The sequence below is a fragment of the Sphaerisporangium album genome (assembly GCF_003323745.1).
Classification (GTDB): Bacteria; Actinomycetota; Actinomycetes; order Streptosporangiales; family Streptosporangiaceae; genus Sphaerisporangium; species Sphaerisporangium album.
Genome location: NZ_QOIL01000004.1, coordinates 222,473 through 244,084 on the forward strand (window position 1 = coordinate 222,473; position 21,612 = coordinate 244,084).

General features: G+C 61.0%; 15 protein-coding genes. 5 read left to right on the top strand and 10 right to left on the bottom strand.

Annotation, left to right across the window (positions count from 1 at the left end; translation table 11 throughout):
* Positions 1 to 235 precede the first annotated feature (235 nt).
* Positions 236 to 1,378, top strand: a complete 1,143-nt coding sequence (locus DQ384_RS08725; protein WP_114028204.1) for a DUF4062 domain-containing protein — start codon at positions 236 to 238, stop codon at positions 1,376 to 1,378.
* Positions 1,379 to 1,405: 27 nt separating this feature from the next.
* On the opposite strand, the gene DQ384_RS40330 is transcribed toward DQ384_RS08725, so the two are convergent.
* The 7 genes from DQ384_RS40330 to DQ384_RS08755 all read right to left on the bottom strand — a co-directional run bounded on the left by DQ384_RS40330 (position 1,406) and on the right by DQ384_RS08755 (position 17,180).
* Positions 1,406 to 2,251, bottom strand: a complete 846-nt coding sequence (locus DQ384_RS40330; protein WP_147268702.1) for a macro domain-containing protein — start codon at positions 2,249 to 2,251, stop codon at positions 1,406 to 1,408.
* 217 nt (positions 2,252 to 2,468) lie between these two features.
* On the bottom strand, positions 2,469 to 4,187 hold the full coding sequence (gene drmB / locus DQ384_RS08730; protein ID WP_220182844.1) for a DUF1998 domain-containing protein: 1,719 nt from the start codon (positions 4,185 to 4,187) through the stop codon (positions 2,469 to 2,471).
* Positions 4,188 to 4,207: 20 nt separating this feature from the next.
* Positions 4,208 to 7,360: a helicase-related protein gene (locus DQ384_RS08735; RefSeq protein ID WP_114028206.1), complete on the bottom strand. Its 3,153-nt coding sequence runs from the start codon at positions 7,358 to 7,360 to the stop codon at positions 4,208 to 4,210.
* Positions 7,357 to 9,168 (bottom strand): UvrD-helicase domain-containing protein, encoded by a 1,812-nt coding sequence (locus tag DQ384_RS08740; RefSeq protein WP_181871104.1) that lies wholly within the window; start codon positions 9,166 to 9,168, stop codon positions 7,357 to 7,359. Before DQ384_RS08740 ends, DQ384_RS08735 begins: the two co-directional genes overlap by 4 nt.
* Positions 9,165 to 13,877 (bottom strand): DEAD/DEAH box helicase, encoded by a 4,713-nt coding sequence (locus DQ384_RS08745; protein ID WP_147268703.1) that lies wholly within the window; start codon positions 13,875 to 13,877, stop codon positions 9,165 to 9,167. Before DQ384_RS08745 ends, DQ384_RS08740 begins: the two co-directional genes overlap by 4 nt.
* Positions 13,878 to 13,967: 90 nt before the next feature.
* Positions 13,968 to 14,582, bottom strand: a complete 615-nt coding sequence (locus tag DQ384_RS08750; protein WP_147268704.1) for a hypothetical protein — start codon at positions 14,580 to 14,582, stop codon at positions 13,968 to 13,970.
* Positions 14,583 to 16,076: 1,494 nt separating this feature from the next.
* Complete coding sequence (locus tag DQ384_RS08755; protein ID WP_114028210.1) at positions 16,077 to 17,180, bottom strand: DNA cytosine methyltransferase; 1,104 nt, start codon at positions 17,178 to 17,180, stop codon at positions 16,077 to 16,079.
* Positions 17,181 to 17,625: 445 nt separating this feature from the next.
* Here DQ384_RS08755 and DQ384_RS08760 point away from each other — a divergent pair, with 445 nt between their 5' ends.
* Positions 17,626 to 18,072, top strand: coding sequence for a very short patch repair endonuclease (locus tag DQ384_RS08760; protein ID WP_114028211.1), 447 nt, complete (start codon positions 17,626 to 17,628; stop codon positions 18,070 to 18,072).
* 145 nt (positions 18,073 to 18,217) lie between these two features.
* Here DQ384_RS08760 and DQ384_RS08765 read toward each other — a convergent pair whose 3' ends face one another.
* Genes DQ384_RS08765 through DQ384_RS08775 form a run of 3 tightly spaced genes read right to left on the bottom strand, consistent with a single transcriptional unit; the run spans position 18,218 to position 19,541 of the window.
* Complete coding sequence (locus DQ384_RS08765; protein ID WP_114028212.1) at positions 18,218 to 18,490, bottom strand: hypothetical protein; 273 nt, start codon at positions 18,488 to 18,490, stop codon at positions 18,218 to 18,220.
* The gene (locus DQ384_RS43940) at positions 18,487 to 18,684 is read right to left on the bottom strand and encodes a DUF397 domain-containing protein (RefSeq protein WP_114028213.1); all 198 of its coding nucleotides are present in this window, start codon (positions 18,682 to 18,684) and stop codon (positions 18,487 to 18,489) included. The genes DQ384_RS08765 and DQ384_RS43940 overlap by 4 nt, the downstream gene beginning before the upstream one ends.
* On the bottom strand, positions 18,681 to 19,541 hold the full coding sequence (locus DQ384_RS08775; RefSeq protein ID WP_114028214.1) for a helix-turn-helix domain-containing protein: 861 nt from the start codon (positions 19,539 to 19,541) through the stop codon (positions 18,681 to 18,683). The genes DQ384_RS43940 and DQ384_RS08775 overlap by 4 nt, the downstream gene beginning before the upstream one ends.
* 217 nt (positions 19,542 to 19,758) lie before the next feature.
* Here DQ384_RS08775 and DQ384_RS08780 point away from each other — a divergent pair, with 217 nt between their 5' ends.
* From DQ384_RS08780 to DQ384_RS42095, 3 genes are all read left to right on the top strand, one after another.
* The gene (locus tag DQ384_RS08780) at positions 19,759 to 20,295 is read left to right on the top strand and encodes an ATP-binding protein (protein ID WP_114028215.1); all 537 of its coding nucleotides are present in this window, start codon (positions 19,759 to 19,761) and stop codon (positions 20,293 to 20,295) included.
* Between the two features lie 14 nt (positions 20,296 to 20,309).
* Positions 20,310 to 20,603, top strand: a complete 294-nt coding sequence (locus tag DQ384_RS08785; RefSeq protein WP_114028216.1) for a hypothetical protein — start codon at positions 20,310 to 20,312, stop codon at positions 20,601 to 20,603.
* A 555-nt stretch (positions 20,604 to 21,158) separates the two neighbouring features.
* Positions 21,159 to 21,404, top strand: a complete 246-nt coding sequence (locus DQ384_RS42095; RefSeq protein ID WP_220182845.1) for a PASTA domain-containing protein — start codon at positions 21,159 to 21,161, stop codon at positions 21,402 to 21,404.
* The last annotated feature ends 208 nt before the right edge of the window (positions 21,405 to 21,612 follow it).

The following is a 21,612-nucleotide window of genomic DNA, read 5'->3' on the forward strand; positions in this document are numbered from 1 at the left end:
GGCGCCTAGGATGCGCGCTGGGGGGTGCCCCGAGGGTCTTCATCCGGGCCGCGACCGGTCCAGCATGCCGGTGGCAGGTACAGGTGAGCCATTCGAACCAACAAGTGTGTCCGACATGGTGGGCAGGCTGGGGGGGGGGACACCAGTTGCGGCGGATGGGTACGCCCGGTGTCCGGCCCTTCCCTCCTGATGCGAACGTGTGCGCGAAGCGATCGACTCTCGATATGATGCGGGTATGAAAGTCTTCATATCGTCGGTTCGACGTGGCCTGGAACTCGAGAGAGACCATCTCCGCTCACTTCTCAAGGTAACAGGCTACGAACCGGTCGCATTTGAAGACTTTACCGCCCAGAACGCGCCTAGCCGAACTGCTGTGATCTCGGCTGCCGAGGCCGCCGATGTGGTTATCCTTCTCCTCGGTGAAATATATGGCGATCCGCTGCCCGATTCCGGTATAGCCACGACAGAAGAAGAATTCCGCATAGCGCGAAGCATGGGTATCCCGCTCCTTGTTTTTCGGAAGACCGGTGTAAATCCGGAGCCAAAGCAAGCGGATTTTATCCGCAGAGCAGGGGAGTATGTCCACGGGCGCTTCTGGAAAGAATTTGACAGTGAGGCGAACCTAGGAATCGCCGTAGTAGCTGCGCTGGCCGAGCTAAAGGAGCTGAATAAGCCTCTTTCTTGGACGCCGGTTTCGATGCCGCCAGCTGTATCATGGAGGCGTGATCGCCAATATGCAGCAGACCGGCCGAATGCTTTCAACCCCTCAATTCTAGAAGTACATCTGGTTGCACCTGCTGGCAGAAATGTCGTCGCGGTCTCCGCGCTTCCAGCTGTTGAAAAGCAAATCATCCGCAGCGCTCGAGAGGCAGATTTCTTCATCGACAGTGCTAGTGTAGATTCAGGGAGCGATCTCAGCTCGGCCTGGGCGAGCACTTTTGTAGGCGAAGCTCGAAACAATTACTCGATAAATCAGATTCGAGTTAGCGGACGTCAGGGGGCGTCGGTCGATCGCACAGGAAGCGTGCTGATCTTCAAGCCGCTGCCCCGCGACATGATCGGCGGTCTGGTAAATAGAGAGTCGCTCACCACCGATATCGCAACGATGCTCCGCCTGGCTGCGCAGATAGTTCCGCTGGACGCTGGTCTTATGATCCCAGTCGCAGGTATTGACCCAGTCGGAAGTACGCGATTGGGTGATCCTCGGAAGCTCGGGCGCAGCAGCGGGGCCCTTCATCTCGGAAATAACGAGGCGCCGGTACGAACAGAGCCTGAAGGCGCAGTACCCCTAGGCTCATTCCCCGAAGCAGCCGTCGAGATTGGTGCGGAACTTGCGGCCCATCTCGTGGCGCACCTAAAGCAGCGTTCGAGCTGGTAAGAGAGGCTCTTGCAAGCCTGATAGCTCTTATATCGAAAGTGATTTGAGGTAGGCTTCCAACTCGAACATATTGACTCTGTCTGAATCTTTTGGATCTACTATTACCAGAAGGCGCTTACATACTGGGTCATCTCTAGACCTCGCCATAAACGACAAGATTATCATTCTTGCTACAATCTCTCTATTGACCGAATTGATTCTGGCGAACTCTGTCCCGATAAGAGGAATTGCGATAGTTTCGCGCTGGCCATGAATCTGCATGGCCAGCCAGACTTGATCGAGTGCTTGCCATAAGTAATTTACTGTGGATCGGGAGATCAGGTCGTTGCCCATTATAGAGTAGGCGACAGCAAAAATTCTTCTTTCGGGTCCTCCTAAAACGGCAACGGTTCCTATCGAGTATCTTTTTAGTTTTCCGAGTTTGGCGCCCGTAGGCTCTGCCGCCACTGGGCTGACGCTGCGGAGTGCCGCCCTAATTTCGGCGTCCATTCGACGCCTATCTCCACTGAAGACTCTCTTTAAGCATTGGCCAATCACGCTCTTTGAGCTGATAATCAGGTCGTCGGTCGTATCTGTATCAAACGTATCGCTCGCGCCTATAGCTAAATGTGCATCCTGCTCGAATATATCTCCGATTCTAATTTCAATCGTCACGTCCGGGTGCGAGAAGGATTGCACTATATGCTTTCTGGGTCGAGCGCGAATTACGCCATAACAGAGAGACATGAAACCTATTGCTGTAGCCATCCAGCCTGGATACGGAAATCCGTCTTTCGGTGCCCAGAGTGCACTGGTGAGCTGCACGATGGCGGATGCAATCCCGAATGCGGCCGTCGCATTCAAGCTAATGGCGCCCCATGCGCGCTTGCTCATCAGAGACCGCAATAAGGAATTGGACTCCACATTCCGTCCCACGCTATCTCGATTAGTGAGAGATCGCCGGAGTCGACGCTTAGCGCCGAAGCAATAGCAGTCGGTCTCCGCGCTGATTGCTAGTTTAGAGGGCCAAGCCCGTGGAGGGCTAAAGGAAAGTTCGGCACCTTCGCCGCAACCGAGATGAGCCCTCATGCATCTGAGGCGGGAAGCTGCACTACGCAGAGCTTCTTATACCAGACAGGTCGGGTTGATCTGGCGTCCCTGTCAGGAGGGCACGATCAAGCAAGTTGTTGAACTCCTCGCAGCTGGTTTCAGGTAGTAGCACACATGAGTGGCAGGCTGCACGATTCAGACTGTCGGTTCCGCTGGCGTCGGACTCCATGCAGAGAGGGTCTGCGGAGCACCACGAGATTCGCTCGATGGCCGTGCGAATTGAGGTTCCGAGGTTTCCGGATTCAACTTGCGCCACGATGCCGCCAAGGCTTCCTGCGGAGTCGCTCGTCGCTGTGTAGATGAGAACTCCGGCCATCTCGTCGGACACGTAGAGCCGTTCACGCAACGCTGCCGTAGGATAGCCGGAGTCGAGACTCCACTCATTGATGATCGAATGTGCCAATGTGTGGATCAGCACGAGACGCGGCGTGATCTCTCTGTCAGGGGCGAGGCCAAATCGAGCAAACCGCTGACGATAGGCGGCGTCGATCGGAGCCACCCGTGCCCGAACGTCAGCTCGTGACTCCCATCCGGCCAGTCGAGCGGTGTCCAGACGCAGGAAGACTCCTTCACCGATGACCTCGATCGCCGGGAGCCAGTCAGGGGGGTTCTCGGCCGTGTAGAGCGACGCTCGGCGGCTCGGGTTCTCCGCGCTCGGCGCCGCGAGACGGCTGAAGCCCTGAAGGACACGAACCTCGCGCAGCCGCTTCACCCGCATCACCTGGTCGATGCGGAGTTCCGCCTCTACCTGTTCGTCCCGCCACGGTACGCAGACGAAGTCCTGCTTCCCGGGCTTCTCCTCAGTCGTCCTGGTCAGAGCTCGATACTCCTCCAGCTTCAGCGCCGGCTTGGAGCTGTCCGAGGTACCGGCTTCGGCCTGACGCCGATGCTCAACCGCTTGAATGATCTCTGTCACGCTGTAGGACGGATGGTTCGTGAGCTCCAGCTCCTCAAGGCGCTCGCGGAGATCAGGTGCCTTCCGTAGCGACTTCCAATTGCGCTCGACAAGCTTTTGAACGCCTTCGGACCATGGAGGAATGGAAAGGGCGGACCGCACATCGGAGAACCAGACTCCGGACGCACCACGCTGCATCGCGCGTGGGAGTTCTTCGCAGTGCTCCTCGGGCACGTTGCCGAGCCACGGACGCCTGCCCGTGCAGGAGCTTATGCCCTTCAGAGCGCCCTTACGGAGGGAGCCTTCCATGGTGACGGGACGAACTCCGCAGCTGCACGAGATCTCGATATCGCCGAGTGACGCGCTCCTACCTGTCGCCTTGAGCTTCAGGTCATGACCGCGGTTGCCACCTGCAGGGGTGCCGCCTTTATGGAGCCAACGGAAGTAGGGAAAGTCGTCGATGTGGCCGGCGGCGCAGCAGACGACGAATCTAGAGGGAACCAACTCCCGATCGCATTCCTTGCACTTTGCCGGGCCACGGGTGGAGCCGAAGAACCTTGCCTTCGCCAGTCTGTTGCATCCAGGGCAGGACTGAACCTCCGGGAATCGAATGACGGGGACGTCGCCGTACTTGTCATTGTCAGAGGCGGGGGGAAGCCGGAAGCATCGAACATTGAGCTCCTGCTGAAGTCGGTGCTCGTGGATGACCTGATCGTAAGGACCCAACTCAGGCCAAAGATCAAGTCCGGCGACCATGAAGGATTCACTGCCTATCGCGATCAAGGAGCCCACCCCATACGTGGTGATCAGCTGGGCACGGCGCACGCCTCCGATGGGCTTCCCCTTCACTGTGTTCCCCTGTCCAGGTAGAGGGCGGACTCCACATCGACATCGCGCAGACTCCAGAGCGTCTCAAAGGAGTCTGCGGTTTGATCATCTGACTCGTCCCGGCGGCCGGCATCGACCAGCAGTCCAGGGTGCCGATAGGTACCGTAGATCAGGTCGGGGTCCGCTTTGGCAGCTGCATGCCACTGGTGGATGATCTCGTCGATCTGCTCAGCGGTAATGTCTCGCTCGGACGGGCCGGCCAGTCGCTCCACACGCTCCAAGATCTTTTGGCAGATCGCCCGGAGCTCTCCTTCGAAATCGGCGATGTACGCCGCAGCCTCTTTGGGACGTGCCATGGGAATCATGATTCTGGCTAGGCCGACGATGGCCGCGTGGAGGCCACGATCGCGAGACCTCGTGGAGAACGGCGTGACGCTGGTGGCCTCCACCTGCCGATACAGGGCGGAGTGATAGGCAGTGAAGTTCTCGTAGTGTGAGCGGTCCCTCGATCTGGCGGCGTTGAAGAGGGTGACCACGAGTCCTGGCCACTTTCTGCCGACACGGCTCGTCGCCTGGATGTACTCAGAAGTGGACTGGGGCTGTCCCATCATCACCATGAGGCCGAGACGGTCGATGTCAACACCGACGGAGATCATGTTGGTGGCGAGGATCACGCCCAGTGCGTCCGGGTACGGCGTCGCCATGTCTTGCAGGTGACTCGGGATGGCGCTGGACGGCTCGCGACTTGTCAATTCGATGTCGCGGCCGATATCACGTCGTTTCTGGCCGAGAGTCTCGCTAAGCAGATCGAGCCGATCATTGACGTCGTCCTGGACCTGAAGTTTCGCTCCGCCGAGAAGTCTCAGGCTGTTGAAGTAACCCAGAAGCGTCCAGTACGCATCGCGTACCGCGTCATCTCCCTCGATCGCCTGTGCATGGTGAAGAAGAGCCGCGTAGGTTCGCACCATGAGGCTCGTCTGGCTGGTGGCGGGCGCCATCAGACCCACATACCGCCTGCTTGCCTTGCGTGATGGCGGAGTCTCGACGGAGAAGTACGAATCGCGTGCGTCTAATCCCGGCGGCGGAAACTGCTCAACCTTGCGATCGAAGAGCGCGCGACCTTGTTGTCCAGCGCGGCGGATCGTGGCCGTCGACGCGACAACCTTGGGACGATGACCGATCAGATCGACGGCGGTTTCGTACAGGCCAGCGAGGGTTCCCAATGGGCCGGAGATCAGGTGAAGCTCGTCTTGAATGATCAGTTCAGGTGGTGGTTCGGTGCTGAAATGGTTGAAGAGGTTTCCGATCTCAGGCTTCCACGGGAGGCCGGCGAACTTGTCGGACGTCGCAATGATCAGTGTCGGTCGGGCGGCGTAGATGGTGTCGTCCACGACATGGATCGGTAGCCCGGAGGAGAAATCACATGTGCCTGTCTCGCAGGCGATGACCACGCGATCGTCTGAGATCCTGTAGTTGTAGTGATCAAGCGCAGTTCCGCACCAGGGGCATGAGCGGATTTGAACGGGATTCTCTTCCTGAACTTCTTCGTTTCTGGCCAGCTTGCGTAGCGCGCGTCTGGCCTCGTCCAAGGTATTAGGGGTGGAGCCACGACCGACCCACATGCCGATAGATATTTCTGTTGGGCCGAGACGTTCATGTCGGTCCAGCCGCAGTCGCTCCATGCAGCACATCAGCAGGGCCGCACGCTCGAACTGTTGGACCGTGAGAAGACGGAGTGTATAGCGCATGAGAACGGTCACTCCACCTCCCTTGAGCGGATCGCGGAGACGCCTGAGGAAGGTGGAGAAGGCGATCAGCCCTAGGTATGCTTCGGTCTTTCCACCACCTGTGGGAAACCACAGCACGTCAGCGATGTCGCGATCATCTGACGTGTGGTCGGTTATGCCCTGGAGTGAGAGGAGTATGAAGGCGATCTGGAACGGTCGCCAAACGGCCACCGACTCATCGGGGGAGGTGCTCCCTCTGTCAGGGGACTTCAGCCACTCCGTTCGAGCACGCTGTACGGCCATGGCCTGATTCGCCAGTCGAAACGCCTCCATCGGCGTGGGATCCACAGAATCCGCCAGGAGCTTGATACCCGCATCCATACGGTCACAGGCGGCCTTGCATCGTTCGAGATGCTCGACGGCGGTTTCCTGAAACTTTTCATCGAAGATGTTCCGGGTCTGTTCGAATCTGAGCTCGATCCATCGCCGATATCCCGACGTCATATCCTGGAGCGCGGAGACGACCTCCGCGTCGGATGCCGTCGCCAGGTGACGCATACCGAGGCGTCCTACATCGATCGATGGATTGGAATCCGCCAACCGAAGGCGATATGTGGGTACGAAGGTAGTGCGGATCCAGGCCGTGGACGGCTTGGCCTCCATGTCATTGACATCGATCTCTGAGGGTTCCCACTCAACTGAGCAGCCGTGACCGGTGGCGAAATTCGGGGCATGGCGGTAGAGCAGGCGATACGAGTTGAGCTCCTTGTCGGAGTCGGCTGAGCCGATCGAAGGACGCTCTACGAACGGGGACGAATCAGCAGCTCCCCTTACGGTGATGCGGGGTTGGAAAAAGGCGATCGCGTCACGGTCGGCGCTGTTGTTGGAGGACTTAAACGTATTGATCAGCGCCAGTGTGACGATGGCTACTCCATCCGCATCGGCCTGCCGTACCCGAACGAACAACTCCAAGTTGTCCGTGAGTGGTATTCGAGGAAGTTGGCCGGCCATGGATACCTTGATAGGTTGCGGTGTTATCGAGATGGGCTCGCGTCGCCAGGATTCCTCTGCCATAGTGTTCGTGCGACTGCGCCGCCCATCGACCGACTCTGAGACGTAGCGGGCCGCCTCCACGTCGACGAGGATCGATCCCGCGACATTGACATCGACAGAGAACGTCAGGCCCATAGATGACGGATAGCGGACATTGGCCATGGTGACAGCAGGGTCGGGGACGTCGGTCGCATGTCTGCTCTCAGGTTCCTCGTCCAGGGCGTTGTTGTCGGCCACACTGTCGTCCGACTGAGGGAAGAGGATCCCTGCTGCGTACTTGGTGATCGGTGGGTCGTTGATCACTTCGTTGGGAGAGGACGGACCGATCAGGTCACGTTCCAACCGTGCCACCAACTCGTCGCGAAACGCATAGTGCTTGTCGAAGCTCACGCCTGCTCCCTAGCCCAATCGAAACGGCCAAGTCCCGTGATCCGTGGTCGCAGCCAGACACCCGACCAGCCCAGTCCGGCGTTGACGCCAGCGACCTCGCGGCCTAGCACGGTCTCCAAACTGTCGACTCGCAGCTCCTTGACTCTGGAAGGGAGTCTGCGGCCACGGCCTGGAAGAAGTGTCCGCAGTGCCTTGGCGAAGGCATCGGCGGTCACGCCGATGCGCCGACCCTCATGCTCAAGGGTGTATCTCGGGACGTCCTCAGAAGAGAGCCTCGGGAGCTGAACCAGAGCGACGGGGTCTCCGGCCTGTACCTGTGACGCCAGGTAGCTCTGGATCTCTCGCGGGTCGCCTTTGAAGCCGACTGTGCCGGCAGGGTCTTCGGCGTTCACATCATCGGGACGGATTTCCACCCCAAGATGGTGTCCTTTGAAGCCGATCTCGGCCCACCGCCCGTCGTGCAGCCGCTTGAGCCGTCCTGGAGATAGCTTTGTGACGGGCTTCACGTAAATCAATAGGTCACGGGGACGAGTCATGGCGACGTACAGGAGCCGCGCGCGCTCGGCCTGCTCTATCGGATCGTCGTCCGGTGCATCACCGGGATCGACGACGATGACCTGGTCGAACTCGAGACCTTTGACTCGATGGATGGTGGAGACAGTGAGCGACTCCGATGCCTGCTGAATGAGCTCGTCGGGAAAGTCCCCCTGCAACAGCCTCCGACGGACGATCGAGAGGTCAAGCGCATCGTCGCGACGGCGCGGGTCCATCCGCCGGAGGAGGCCCCATGCCACCTGCGGGTCTATGCCGGAGACCTTCACGACCGCCAGGACGGCTTCCTTCGTGGGCTGTTTGGTATCGAGTTCACGGAAGAGAGCACTCATCCACGCGGGGAGGACCTTGTCCTGGGCGGCGCGCTGAAGGCGATGCGGTACGCCGAGCTCATGAAGGCGCCTGGAGATCAGGAGGGCCTCCTTATTGCCTCGACACAGCAGTGCCGTAGAGGCTGTCATCCGTGCCAGGATCGGGGCCGCCTGGTCCAGTGTGCCGAGTGAATCGCCGGACAAGAGCACGGTTCGGAGGTCACGCTGGAGCTGTGTGAACGGTGCGTCGACCTTGCCGAGGGCTTCGCCGAAGGCGAGAGCAGCCCTGGCCTCCGGTTCCCGGGCGCGGAAGTTGCCCTCGAGTGTGATCTCCACGAGATCGCCTCTGAAGCGCTTGCGCACGTCGTCGTACAGCCTGGCCGCGCCTGCTAGACGTTCCTGCGGATCATCCAGCTGAAAGCCGTAGATTCCTTGCGCAGGATCGCCCAGAAGGGTGAAGCCACCGAGATCGGTGCTGAGAAGGGCCTTGACCAGCTCAGCACGGTCGCCGACGAGGTCCTGCACTTCATCGACGACAAGATGGCGCACCTCACTGATCAACTCTGCGGCGTTCGGGTCTTCCTTGATCAGTCGAGTGGCCTCCCGGATCCGCTGATCGAAGCCCTGTCGCTGCCATGGGCCGTCCGGCGTGACCTCTGACAGAAGCCAGGTCGCGTAGGAGTCGAATGTCCGGACGTCCACGTGCGCGGCAGCGGAACCGAATCCAACGAGACGATTGCGGATCTCGCGGACAGCCGCACGGGAGAAGCTCAGGACCAAGAGCTCGGCGGGTTCGAGTTCCTCTTCGTCGATGAGAAAAGCCAGCCGGCGGATCAACGAGAACGTCTTGCCTGTTCCGGCAGGCGCCGTTACCAGGAGGCGTGCGGTCGCAGGGGCTTCGACGACGCGTTGCTGCGCCGTCGTGAGCTTGGCCTGGTCTGTCATCGCCTCTTCCAGAGGTATTCGAACTGGCGAAAGGCAAGCTCTTCGCCATATTGAGCAATGTTGTCCGCGACATTGATGATGAGGCATTCCTCTTTGCCGCCGTTCAGTGGACCGCGGATGCCTCGACCGATCATCTGCTGATAGACGTTGGGGCTGTACGTGGGGCGTGCGACGATCACCGCCCGCGTCGCCGGGGCGTCGAATCCTTGAGAGAGCACGTTGTAGTTGGCGAGCACTCGGATCTTGCCCTGCCGGAAGTGCTCGATCGCACGTCGACGCTGACCGAGGTCGGTGTCACTCGACACGGCGGAGGCCGAGATCCCCTTGCGAGTGAGAAGCGCCGCCATGGTCTGAGCATGATTGACGGACGTGGCGAAGAGCAGGATCGGCCAGTCGTCCGGCAAGCCGAGGATCTTGTCGATCAGGATCCGGTTACGGATGGCGTCTTGGCCGAGTCGCTCCTCCGCCGATGCCGGCAGACGACGCAGTTGTGTGAGTGCGTCGCGCTCACTTGTACTGAGATCGAGCTTGGCGCCCGGCAGCTCCTCGTGTCTGACCTGGGCCAGCACGCCGAGCTCTTGCAGCGTGGCGTACGGCTCGGCGCCCAGGATCTCCGTACCGTCCCGGTGATGATCCAGTCGGTTTCGCCCGTAGCGGGCTACCAGCCGGTCCGACTCCTCTGTATTGGTCCCGCGGAAGGGCGTTGCGGTTAAGCCGACGAGAGGGCACCGTGAGCGATGAGGCGTCAGGCCAAGAGCAGCCAAGACCCGCGTATATCGTGGACTGATCGAGGTATGGGCCTCGTCCACGATGACGGCTTGAGCATCGCGCAGCCACGCGTACTCGTCCGTCTCGATGACGTTCTCCAACTTGGCGTCGGTCGCAATGACGAGGTGATATCCCTCCTCCACGGGGTCCGCCTCGTTAGTGGTCCATAGCCGGCTGATGGTCAGCTGCCGGGCCGGGCCGGTGTGGCGCCATACCATCTGCCAGGTCTGGACCGCTTGCTCGCAAAGTTCTTCTGTCTGCGCAACCCACAGCACCGGGATGGAGACGGCATCAGACGGAAGGGAGCGCAGGCGGCGGATGATCGCCTCGACGGCGACTCGGGTCTTACCTGCTCCGGTCGGCAGGCTGAGCATTCCTCGTTGAGCGGGCTTGCTCTGGAGGACCTCCAGAATCCGTCCGACCATCAGCTCTTGGTACTCATGCAGCGCAGGAAAGTTCACCGGGCCCTGCACGGTAAGTACCGGGTCGAGACCGGGCTGTCGGAACCCGGCGTACTCAGTCGGAAAACCCAGATCGGCCACGAATGTTTTCGCCTGATGGTTGCCGGCCATCTGGGTCGGCACAGGGAAGCCGTGATCCTCTAGTTCCTGACGGAACTCCCGCAGAATGCCGGAGCCGTACACCGCAAGTGCCAGCTCGGCGATGGTTCGGTCGTTGACGGGACCTTCCTCAGCCTTGACCGCGTTGACCAGACCGTATGGCAGTCGTTCCTGGAGCACATCACCTCCGAGCATGGCCAGTAGCTTGTCCCTGAGATCCGAAAGCTCTCTGACCTTGACGATTTGCTGGTCTCGTTGGATGTCCTTCCGGTGCTGAAGGATCTGTCGACAACGTTCTTCCGAGAGCCCCAGTTTGAGCAGTACGTTCAGCTCCCGGAGCAGCTCCAGGTCATCGCCGCGGTCATGCCAGTAGATCGTCTCATCGCGTCGACCGATCTCGACTGGCTCTGATGTCTGCCCTGACGCCGTTCGATTGAGTTGCTCCAAAGCCTCACAACGCAGTAGCTGGAGGCCGCGCAGCGGACGTCCAGGCTCGAATTTCAGTTGGGGAAACACATCCTCCAGAGGAGTCGGCTGACCCGGGTACGTCGCGCGGAGCTCGGTGCTGTAGACCTCGTCGAACGTCTTCATCCGCCATTGGTCCACAAGCTGGGCGACGTCGTCCGACCTGGGAACCAGCAGAGCAGGGAGACCACCTGCCATGAGACGTCGGTATTGGCCCTGATCTGCGGTGGCGACAACATCAGCAGGAGGACAGGAGACCCATGCCTCCCCCTGCTGGCAGTGGATCTTCGGGGGAGCGCTCAGCTGAGTGCTGGCCAGCGCGTAGAGCATGCCGAGCTCGACGTGCCTCTCGCTCTCAAGAGCCTGGTTGAGGAGAGACAGCCAGAGCGCCCCCCTGATGTCCTCAAGGGTGTTAGCCAGACCAAGAGCACGTGCAAGACCGGGATCGATATCGGCGACCGGCAGGACACGAGCATGTTCACTCAGGCCAGGACCGACGCATTCCGCGACGCGACGGATTCCCATCGATGTGGCCAGTCTGCCGTGCTGGTCAACCGCCCATACCAGTGGTGACTGAATGGACAAGGGCGCGTCATCGGGGCGAGTGAGCGCGTATATGGACCAGGTCGTGACGATCCCGGGGGTGGGGAGGTGCTGGATGAATCTGGAGCGGGCCGCCGGCGTCAGGCCGGACAGAAGCCCGAGGTGACCGGCGGGGTTTGCCCCCGTCAAAACGATCTTGCCGTGCTGGGGCCTCCGATCACCGGAAGGAATGGACTTGTAGTACAGGTCGATCATGCTCGACCTGTACTCGTCGAACCACGTAGCTCGCGAAGGATCCACGTCAGCACTTGGTACGTCGGACATGCCCAACTGGCGCAGCATGGCCATGTCGTCGTGGTGGAAGTCCTCGTCCACCACTAAATCCCCATCGTCCGGACTTCCGGAGGGGATGACCACGCCGGGAAGGAGGCAGTCGCTCAGCCTCTTGTAGGCACCAGCGCGTGTACGGACCTTGAGCTCTGCGACCGCGCCTCGGCTGATCAGGTGTTCGACGGCACGCTCCGCGCCTGTCGCTCGGGCCAGCAGCCATAGCCGGTCCCAATCCGCTCCTCCGTAGCGGGCGAAACCACCCGAGACGGCCGCGGACAAGCGTCCGAAGGCGTCTGCCTCCTTGATGCCGAGAACGTCGAGGTAGCCAGAGGCTTCCGGATCGCTCTCCAACTCTGGGTCAACGTAGACGGTGCCTGCGGTGGAAGGGTCCATCGGCGAACGTCGAAAGACGTTCCCCTCCTGAGGGGGCACCAGCCGTCCGTCTGCTGTACGCAAGACCGCAGACCTGAGCGCCTCCTCTTTGCAGGGGTGGTTCTCCGTGACCAACTTCGCCACGATGGAGAGCGCAACACTTGAAGCAGCGGTGGAACCGTCGGAGACCAAAGCCTCCAACCACTCCCGGATGCTGGCCGTCTTGCCTCCCGCCTCCTCGATCAGCGTGTCGGCTCGGGACCGACGAGTCGCCGTTCTCTCGACGGAGGGATGACACCATGCGACGGGGCGGCCAGGATAGCTCGCCCACTGCCCCACCAAAGTCGCCCAGAGCCGCTCATCAGCGGTCGCCGGCGCCTTCGGATGAATCCTCACATCTTTGGGTCTTTGAAATACGCCTTTCTGATCAGGTAATGAACGATTCTGGGAGGCTTCGATGCGGACCATTTTGGTAAGCATCTCGTCAGCCCAGTTACGGACCTCTCGACCACGTGCGGTGATCAGATCCAGTGGCCTTGCTGGATCTTCCGGCGTGGCGAGATCCGGCAACGAGGCCACGATCAAGCGGGCGGCCTCCTTCATAAGTTCCTGATTGAAGACGTTCCCTCTGAGGATGTGCTGGCGATCCTCATTGGTCTTCCAGGCGGCATTCAGGACGCCACTCAAAGTCGTCTTGTACTCAGTCGGAAAGAAGGCCCAGAAGGTTCCTTCCCGCTGCCATCCTGAGTCAGGAACAGCCCATGCGATCGGAACTTCGACACGGTTACGGTATTCGCCAGCATCGGTCCATGCCTCGTCGGACAGCCGAGAGTAGGTCTCGAAGACCGACCATCCCAGGGGCTCCGCTTCGACACCGTTGTCTACGACCCGGAGCGAGCGGCGAACACCTTCGCCTCCTACGATGATCTCCCTGCGGTATGGCTCGCCTCGGCGGTCTTCCAGGATCACCCGGCCGGCGTGCGGCGAGAACACCGCGAACACTTCCGGGAAATTCCGCAGTTGCTCGGACAGACGGTCGGCGACGCCGCCGTTGCGGAGAGGAAGCTTGACCACGGTGGCGGCCCAGGACATCAGCTCGTCCAGTGTCGCGTCCGACATGCGCTCCTGGTCGGCGTCGAGTAGATGAGCGATACGGAGAACCGGCGTCGGGCCAGAGACGGGAATCCGCTCCAGGATCTGGTCACGAGCACGGCTCGCAGACCATCCGAAGGAACCAGTGCGACTGAAAAACTGCGGCTGGTCCGAGACGCTCAGGACAGACTTGAATCCCACGCCGAATCGCCCGATCTCTGCGCCACGTTTACGCGACAGGTGCGAGGCCAGAATGGTTCGGGCTCCCTCTGGTCTGACCGGATTTCCGCGGTTCGCGCAGTACAACGTCTCCGCAGTCAGAACCACGTGAATCAATCCGTCCGGAGTGGACCGAAGCTCGTCGGCACCATTCTGGATCAGCTCGAAGAGCTGTCGAGTTCCATAACCACCCTCCCGCACGGACGTCTCGATGTTCGCGTGTTCCTCGACCAGATCGGTGTTGGCCACGTAGGAGTTGAGGCATGCCTCAGATTGGGCCAGGACAACCTGAGCTACCGGGCTGTCCTGACCTGCCCAATCGGAGCGGCCGGCATGCGTGGCCTCGCTCGGACTGACCACCTAGATCTGCCCTCCTCGCAAACACAAGAGACGATGCTGTAGTGACGTTCATGCCAGAGAGGCGCAACGAACTGGGCAGAACTTTGCCGGCTATGCCTCTAGGTCCGCCAGCCGGTAGTGGCCAGGCGGGATCTCCTCGGGGCTGTCGTCATGAGACTGAATCAGCCATCCTTGGTCGATCAGCCCCCGGATCTCTTGCCGCCACGTCGGGGTCTTGGCGACGCGTTCGAGCTGTTGAGGACTCGCCGGCCACGGGCTGATGTGGAGGAGGTACTCGATCAGACTTTCCGCAGCGTTCGTGCCGCCGACAGAGGCGATAGTCGCTTCGCTGGAAGCAACTGACTCTTCCAGCTGCGGCGCGTTCAGACGGTAAGGCGCCTCAGCACCAGAACCGAGGGTGTCGATATCCCAACCAACCGCGCGAAGTTCGCGGATGCGCCGCGCCCACGCACGGATTGCCGCTACGCCCTCCAGCTCCTGAGGTGAGACCTTTTTGTCTGGGTGACTACGGAAGTACAGGAGGAGGGCTGTCCGGGCACCTCCGATGACGTCTTGGCGAACCTCGGCAAGGGCGTCTCGCGATTCGGCAAGGCATACACCGACTTTGGCGGCAGTGTCCAGCCAGTCAATGGGCCTCAAATTCTCGCGCTGTGTGTTCTGCACGATCGCCAGGGCGTTCTTGAGCGACTGTTCCAGCTTCTCCAACTGTTCGCCATGGAGATGCCGAGTGCTGTCACTGGAGGAAGGTTCCATCGAGCTTGTGAGTGCCTTTCATCGTCTCATCGCGGACGGGAGCGCAGGCTGGTGTTTGGCACGGTGACGCAGCGCCGCGAATGAAAAATTGGGACTCTGTCTCGGCCGAAGGGAAAGTTCGTAATCGTATGGTCCGCCTATGCCTTCAGGCTTGGAGCGCATCCAGGCGCGGGCGTCGACTCGATCCGAGTCGTTGACGAGAGAGTAGGCGCCTCCTGGTCGGCATGTCAAGAAGCGGTAATCGTCCCCTTTGGTGATGGTGACAATCGGGACGAACTTGTACAGATACGGCGAAAGATGCGTTTGGCTCATTATGCTACATGTGGCAACTTGTGGTCGTATTTGGAACTTCCGCTTGCGTTGGAGCGGTTTGTGGTGAACGCTTTCCTTAGAGCCCGGCGATCCCGGGCCGGTGGTGCGGTCACATGCTGATGTAACGAATGTGTGCGCACTGATGTCAGGTCGGGCGGAAGCCGAAGATGTCAGGAGCGGGCAACGACGATGTGTGAACCGGGGTGGTTCCACTGCAGAAGGGCAGGTGATGCGATGCGGTGAAGCGTCGCGAGAATGGGGTGCGCATCTTGACGCCCCTATCCATCACACGGATGGCTGTATGGCTCCTATCCCACGTCATGGCCGTTGAACGCATGACATTCTCAGCGTTGTGTTGATCGGCAGCTGCAGGGATGAGGCGTCAGTGGGTCCAAGTGGTTGATGACGTGACGCTATCGAAGTGAAGTCGGCGAACTTTATCGAATGTCTTCCTGGATTGCGAGGTTGCAATCTTGGAGTGCTTGTCGTGCATCATCCAGCAAAGCGATAGAAGCAGAGCTCTGTCGTCGTCTGGTAGAGGCATGGTCGCGGGACATAGGTCGCGCTATGGGACGGCTCGCAGTACATGTGACACTTTCTGCTGTCCTGCCTATGTGATGCAGCGAATTGATCACTCAAATCCGCTGTACGTGTGCGAGGATCGTCAATGTTAGCTGTGACGGTCCAAGGTAGCCTCGGTCGAGGGCTTTCCTTGCCTTTGCTCCGAGACCACCTTCCAATGGATAAAGAGTGGTACCGGCAGGGATGCTGGCACCCGAACCGAGAACGAGGACCTCCCATGGCTTAGAAGCCCTCTAATGGCTCTGCCGGAGACGACAAGCTGCCCACGCGGTGGGCGCTGATCCTGACAGTTAGCACCGCTGTGGGCATCGGTACGGGCTTCGCTGGCGGGCTCATCGCCGGTGTGGGCCTGGGCTTTCTGTGTGCAGGATTTCTGCACAAGGCGCTGCCCGGTGACAAGCACTGACAGCTTTAACGCTTTTACGGTCCTCCGTGCCGGTGGTTCTCAATGGACCCGTTTGCCGGCGCGGGGGCCGTATGGTTCTGTGTTTGGAAGAGTACGGCGTAACTCACCTTCTTGCTTCCCGGAGGGCCTGAAAAGTAGAGCTGAGATCAGACGTGATTCACGAATGTCTTGCCGGTGGAGTCAAGAGATGCCGGCTCTGAAGCTCTCACGGCTCCCCACGTTGTAAGACTCTGCAACTGCCCCTCCTCGGGGGGCTTCCAACCGAATGCCGCAGAGAGAATGTGCATGGCCAGCCGCGGTGGAACGGCGTTCCCGATCTGCTGACCTACATCTCGTCCCGACCATGGATAGTCAGCAGGAAAAGTCTGAAGGCGGCCCGCTTCAGCGAGGGAAAAGCGCTCCATCTCGGCGCCGTCCGGGGATACGACACGGTTGCGGAAGATCTTACCGGTTACCGTGGCTGAGGGTTCCGAAGAGGCGCGACGGCCGCGAGCCTTAGGATCCCCGCCGGTACCGTAGTTTGAGATCACGTAGAACGGCGACCGTCGATCAAGTACGTCTGCCATCGTCTTCCATGGCAGACGTACTTGATCACCGGCGTCGCGAGGGACGCCCTTTCGGTAGGGGCGATGCGTAGGCTGAGGCAAGGTCACCTTTTCGCCTTCATCACGCCTGCGAGCTATCAGTACCGCTCGCCTACGGGTCTGTGGAACGCCGTATTCCTCCATGCGGAGGATGCCACAGTCCACGGAATAGCCTTCATCATCCAAGGCCGCCGCGTACGCCTCCCATACCGGAAGTACTGCGGGGACCTGTTCGAGAACGATCGCCCGGTACGGGGTGTTCCTCTTGTCGATTGCTTGAAGGGCCCAGCGGAGGGGCTCCAGAACCAAGCCGGTCCGCTCGTCCTCCAGTTTCGAGAGATCCCGATCAATCTCTTCTCGGTCCTCGCGAGCGACCATACGCTTGACGAAGCGGAGCACTTCATCGAGTGCCCTGCGGCCGGCTCCCATGCCGGCGACGGTGAAGGTTTGACACGGTGGTCCGCCCGCCAGTACATCCGCTTCAGGGAAGTCAGAAGGGCCATAGCGGCGTACGTCGCCTTCTACAGTGGCAAGGCCGGCGGCTCGGCGGGTCATACAAGCTGAGGCATCCCACTCCACACCCACCGTCGCGACACCGAGCTTCTCCGCTGCCACGTCTAGTCCGCCGGGGCCGGCGAACAAGTCAACAATCTTGACGGGGTGCACTTGATCTCCAGGGGTCTGTCGTTCGGGACGATGTTGCCACAGTTCCGGATTAGTTGTCCCAGAGAGAGCAAGCTGGCCAGGCGGCACCGAGCGTAGCGGGCGTAACTGAGCGTATCAGGAGTCGCTCTGGTAGCAGTGGTCTCGCACAGTGCGCTGCATGGCTGGTCGACTTGCATCTCAAGCCAGTACGGAGGCCCTTCACGAGAGCGCGCCCGGCTTCTCTGCATGCAGGTTCATTGCCGACGAGCATGATCAAGTCGAAGCCGGGCTTCTCCGGACCGGCGGCCTGGCCACCCAACGCTGCGCTGATGTCCAAACTGTCACCCCCGTATCATCGGCGACTCCTCCGCCTTCTCCTGAAGATCGACTGGAACGGATACGCTTGATCGCCTCGCTGCGTAATCTTGTGGTCTTGTACGGCCTCGGGTGTTCATACGGTGGAGATATGGCAGTCGCAAGACCAGTGGGCGCGTCCAGCGAAGGCGTGCGTAAGAGCATGCAGGCGAACAAGGGGAGGGACACCAAGCCCGAACTCGCCTTGCGACGTGCGGTACACGCCCTCGGTCTTCGGTATCGTGTCTCGGTCCGTCCGCTGCCGAAGGTCCGGCGCACCGCCGATCTGGTGTTCACCAAGGCGAAGCTGGCGGTCTTCCTGGATGGATGCTTTTGGCATGGGTGCCCTGATCATCACACGAAGTCGGCGACCAACTCGGCCTACTGGGCGGAGAAGGTCGTCCGCAATCGGGAGCGCGACGCCGAGACCGACCAGAAGTTGACGGAGGCCGGGTGGCACGTGATCCGAGTGTGGGAGCACGAGAATCCCAAGGATGCGGCTGGCCGCATCGCCGATCAGGTGCAAAGCATCCGTCGGACAGACTCGGCACACAAGTGATGAAGCTCCTTCGCGGTCTGGCTGCGACGAGCGCGATCTTGTACCGGATCTGAGGGCTGGCCTTGGTCGGACCTCATCGACTGGGTCTTCGTCGACTCGGCCAGGGGGTGTGGGGGGGTGGAGCCGTTGGATCGCGTGAGAAGATCTACAGGCCTGGTCCGCGGAGTATGTAGTGGCCTGGTGAGGCGATCAGGCCAGATATATCGCCATGGAATGTGACGATGGGGAAGATCTGCTCTGCGACGTCATCTGCACTTTTCCAGTCGCTGTCGATGCCGACGAAATGGTCGCTGGTCAAGGAAATCGCCTGGTCGGTGGCGGAGTCGGGGTCCTCCGCCTGGACTACGCACACGGGCGGGTCGAGGTCGCCGTGTGAGGATGACCAGTCGAGAACGCAGGTCCAGAACTGTGTCGTCATCTGATCTTCGCTAGAAAGGCGTTCCACTCCTGGTGGCGCAAGATGACGATGGGGCCGTCGGGGCATTTGGAATCGCGTACTGCGACGTGTGAGTCCATTCGGGCGACCTCTACGCAGTTTTCGCCCTGGCCAGTGCTGTAGCTGCTCTTACGCCAATCGATGTGTGACACGTCGACGTCGTGACGATCGATCATTCTTCGCTCCTGAAGCCGGACTGGACCGATTGGATGAACCTGACAGACTCCGCTGGGCTGAGGGCGATTGCCCGTAGGTGGTCGAACATCAGCGTATATTGCATTACTTCTTCCGTCTCCTCCAGATACAGCCCGGTCGCCGCGGTCTCCAGGTAGATGATCGGGGCGAAGAACTGCGGCGTCGGGAAGTCGAGGATGACGAATGGACCGGATAGGCCGGGGTGGGCGCCGGCCGAGGTGCGGATGACCTGCATGGTGACTCGCGGATGCTCGCTCATTTCGATGAGCCGCTGCAACTGTTCGCGCATCGTGTCACCGTCGCCCACAGGGCGCCGGATGGCTACCTCGTCGAGTATGACCCACAGCGTCGGGCCATCGCCGTCTCGTGTGAGCAACTGTTGCCGTGCCATGCGAGCCTCGGTGCGTCGCCTGACCTCTTTGGGGTCCGTTATGAGCGTGGCGCGGATCACGGTTCGGGCGTACGCCTCGGTCTGGAGGAGCCCTGGGATGATTTGTGGCTCGAAGTTCCTGATCGTGGAGGCTTGAGCCTCCAGGTCAAGGTAGGAGCCGGTGAGGACATCGCGGTACTCGGTCCACCAGCCCTTCTGTCGGCTGTGTCGGGCCAGTGCGAGGAGTGCCTCGCGGCGTGCCCCCTGTACCTCATAGAGGTCGAGCAGGTCCCGAAGGTCGCCGACGCTGATACCGGAGCGCGCGCTCTCGACCCGCCACACCTTCGTCGCGTGCCAGTCGAGTCGTTCGGCGATCTCTTCCCTGGAGAAACCGGCCGCATCGCGCAGACGCTCCAACTCGGTGGCGAGTCTGCGATGCCGGATGGTGGGGTTCGTCCGTTGCGGCATTTCATTTGGCCCTTTCGCTGTTAGGGGTGATTTGGTGCATTTGATACGTCGGGTGGCACGTGTCGCGGTGTGCGTTCCTCGCTCGAGATCCGGTGTGATTTCTCAGAATTTTTTGAATAGCGGTTGCGTGTTAGTAATCAAGCAGTCACGCTCGGTAGAGCTTGCCATCGAACCTGCTGCTAGCGCAGCAAAATCGCGGATCTGGAGGTGCTGGGCGATGACCATGGACCAGGCGGGGGCCGTGGAGGGGCACGTCGCGGTGGGGGAGTTGATCGGGTCGCCGAGTGGGTGGAGTCTGGTGCCGAATCCGCCGGTGGCGGGCGAGGCGCTGCGGGTGCGGACGTTTCGGCGGGAGACGTTCCGGGCGACCGGCGATCAGGTGTCGCAGGCGAGGTGGGTCACGCAGCAGACGCTTCTCGATCACCCGGCCGCGGAGATCGCGGTCCTGCTGGTGTCCGAGCTGTCCTCGAACTCCGTCCGGTACAGCGGATCGTCCTTCTTCACCCTGGCCATCGTCCGGACGTTCACCGAGGACCTGCACATCAAGGTCATGGACGAGGGGCACAACGGCCTGCCGCGACTGCTGCGGGACGATCAGGGCGCCGAGAGCGGACGGGGCATGCGTCTGGTCGATGCGCTGGCCAAGCAGTGGGGCATCACCCGGCGGCGCGGCGACGGCATGGCCGTGTGGTTCGACGTGGACGAGAAGCTGCCCGAGACGTGGGTCGACCTGCTGCTCATCGGCGAGAGCTGAACGGAGGCGGCCGGATGTGTCACCTCACCAATCGTGATCGCCAGGCGCTCCGCCTTGCCGCCGAGCTGCGCAGGCGCATGCAGGAGTGGCTCGGCCGCCGTGGGATTCCCGCCTCCCCGGTCGTCTCGCCGTTCGTTGACGCGGCCGGAGATGCGAGCGTCTTGATCACGGTGAATGCCCACGCGGCGCTGGCAATGATCCTTGGGTTCGAGGAGCAGCGCCGAGGGGACGCCGGGACGCGTGACGCCCGGATCTGGCCGCCGGATAAGACGACCGGTAACGATCGCCCGTCTGGCTCGACACCATGATGTGCGACGACGCTGAGGCGTTGAAGCATTCCGTTTGGAGGTACTTCATGGCCCTGCATAGATAGCCGCAGCATTGGTGCCGGGTCAGGTCGGGCTCGCTGCGAGGTCACGACTGGGTGACCAGCTGGCGGCTGCGGAGGGTCTGCTCCTTTAAGCCCAGGAGGCCCCGCAGGACATGGCTGGAGGCCTCGGCGATGGTAGAGCCGAACACGTTGGCAGTGTCACGTGTCCAGGGCGGCTATGGCTGAGGCCATCAGCGTTCGTGCTGCCGCGTCGTACGCTGCCAGGTCAGCGAGCTCGGGCTGCTGGGCCTGGTGTACCAACTGAAAGTCGTTCAGCGGTAACCCCGTCGCATTGGTCAGCCGTCTCTCATCTGGTCCGTCCCTTATTAAAGGAGCGATGCCCGTGAGGGTTTCCTGTTTTCTCGCCGCTACCGTACTCGCTGGGCTTACCGGGTGTGGTGCACAAAGCGGCACTGCGGCACCAGTCGTGACGGTCACTGCTACCGAGCCCGCCCCGGCGGTGACCGTCACTGAAGTCGCAACGGAGACACCGGTGGCCAAGCCGGCGAGAGTTCAGCGGAAGGTCCTCCCCAACGTGGTCGGTATGAACCTACAGGCGGCCCAGGACAAGCTGCAGGCAACAGGGTTCTACGTCCTCAACGACAAGGACGCTACCGGACAGGGCCGATTCCAAGTGCTCGACCGGAACTGGGTCGTGACCCAGCAGACGCCGGGCGCAGGCCAGAAGCTTCCAACTGACACACTAATCACGCTCTACGCCAAGAAGTACGGCGAATAGCGCGCGAAAGGACACGGGGGACGGTGCAGGACGCCTGGTCCGCCGGGGAGTGTCCAGGATCGGGGGGATCGGTGAGTGATTTGCCGCATGTGCGCAGGCCAGGACACAAAGACTTTCTATGCCCTCCGGCAGATCAACCCTGGGCCGGACACTCCCGCCGCACGGCGGCCGTCTTCGCGGCGTGGTCGAGGGCGCTCAGCCCATCCTC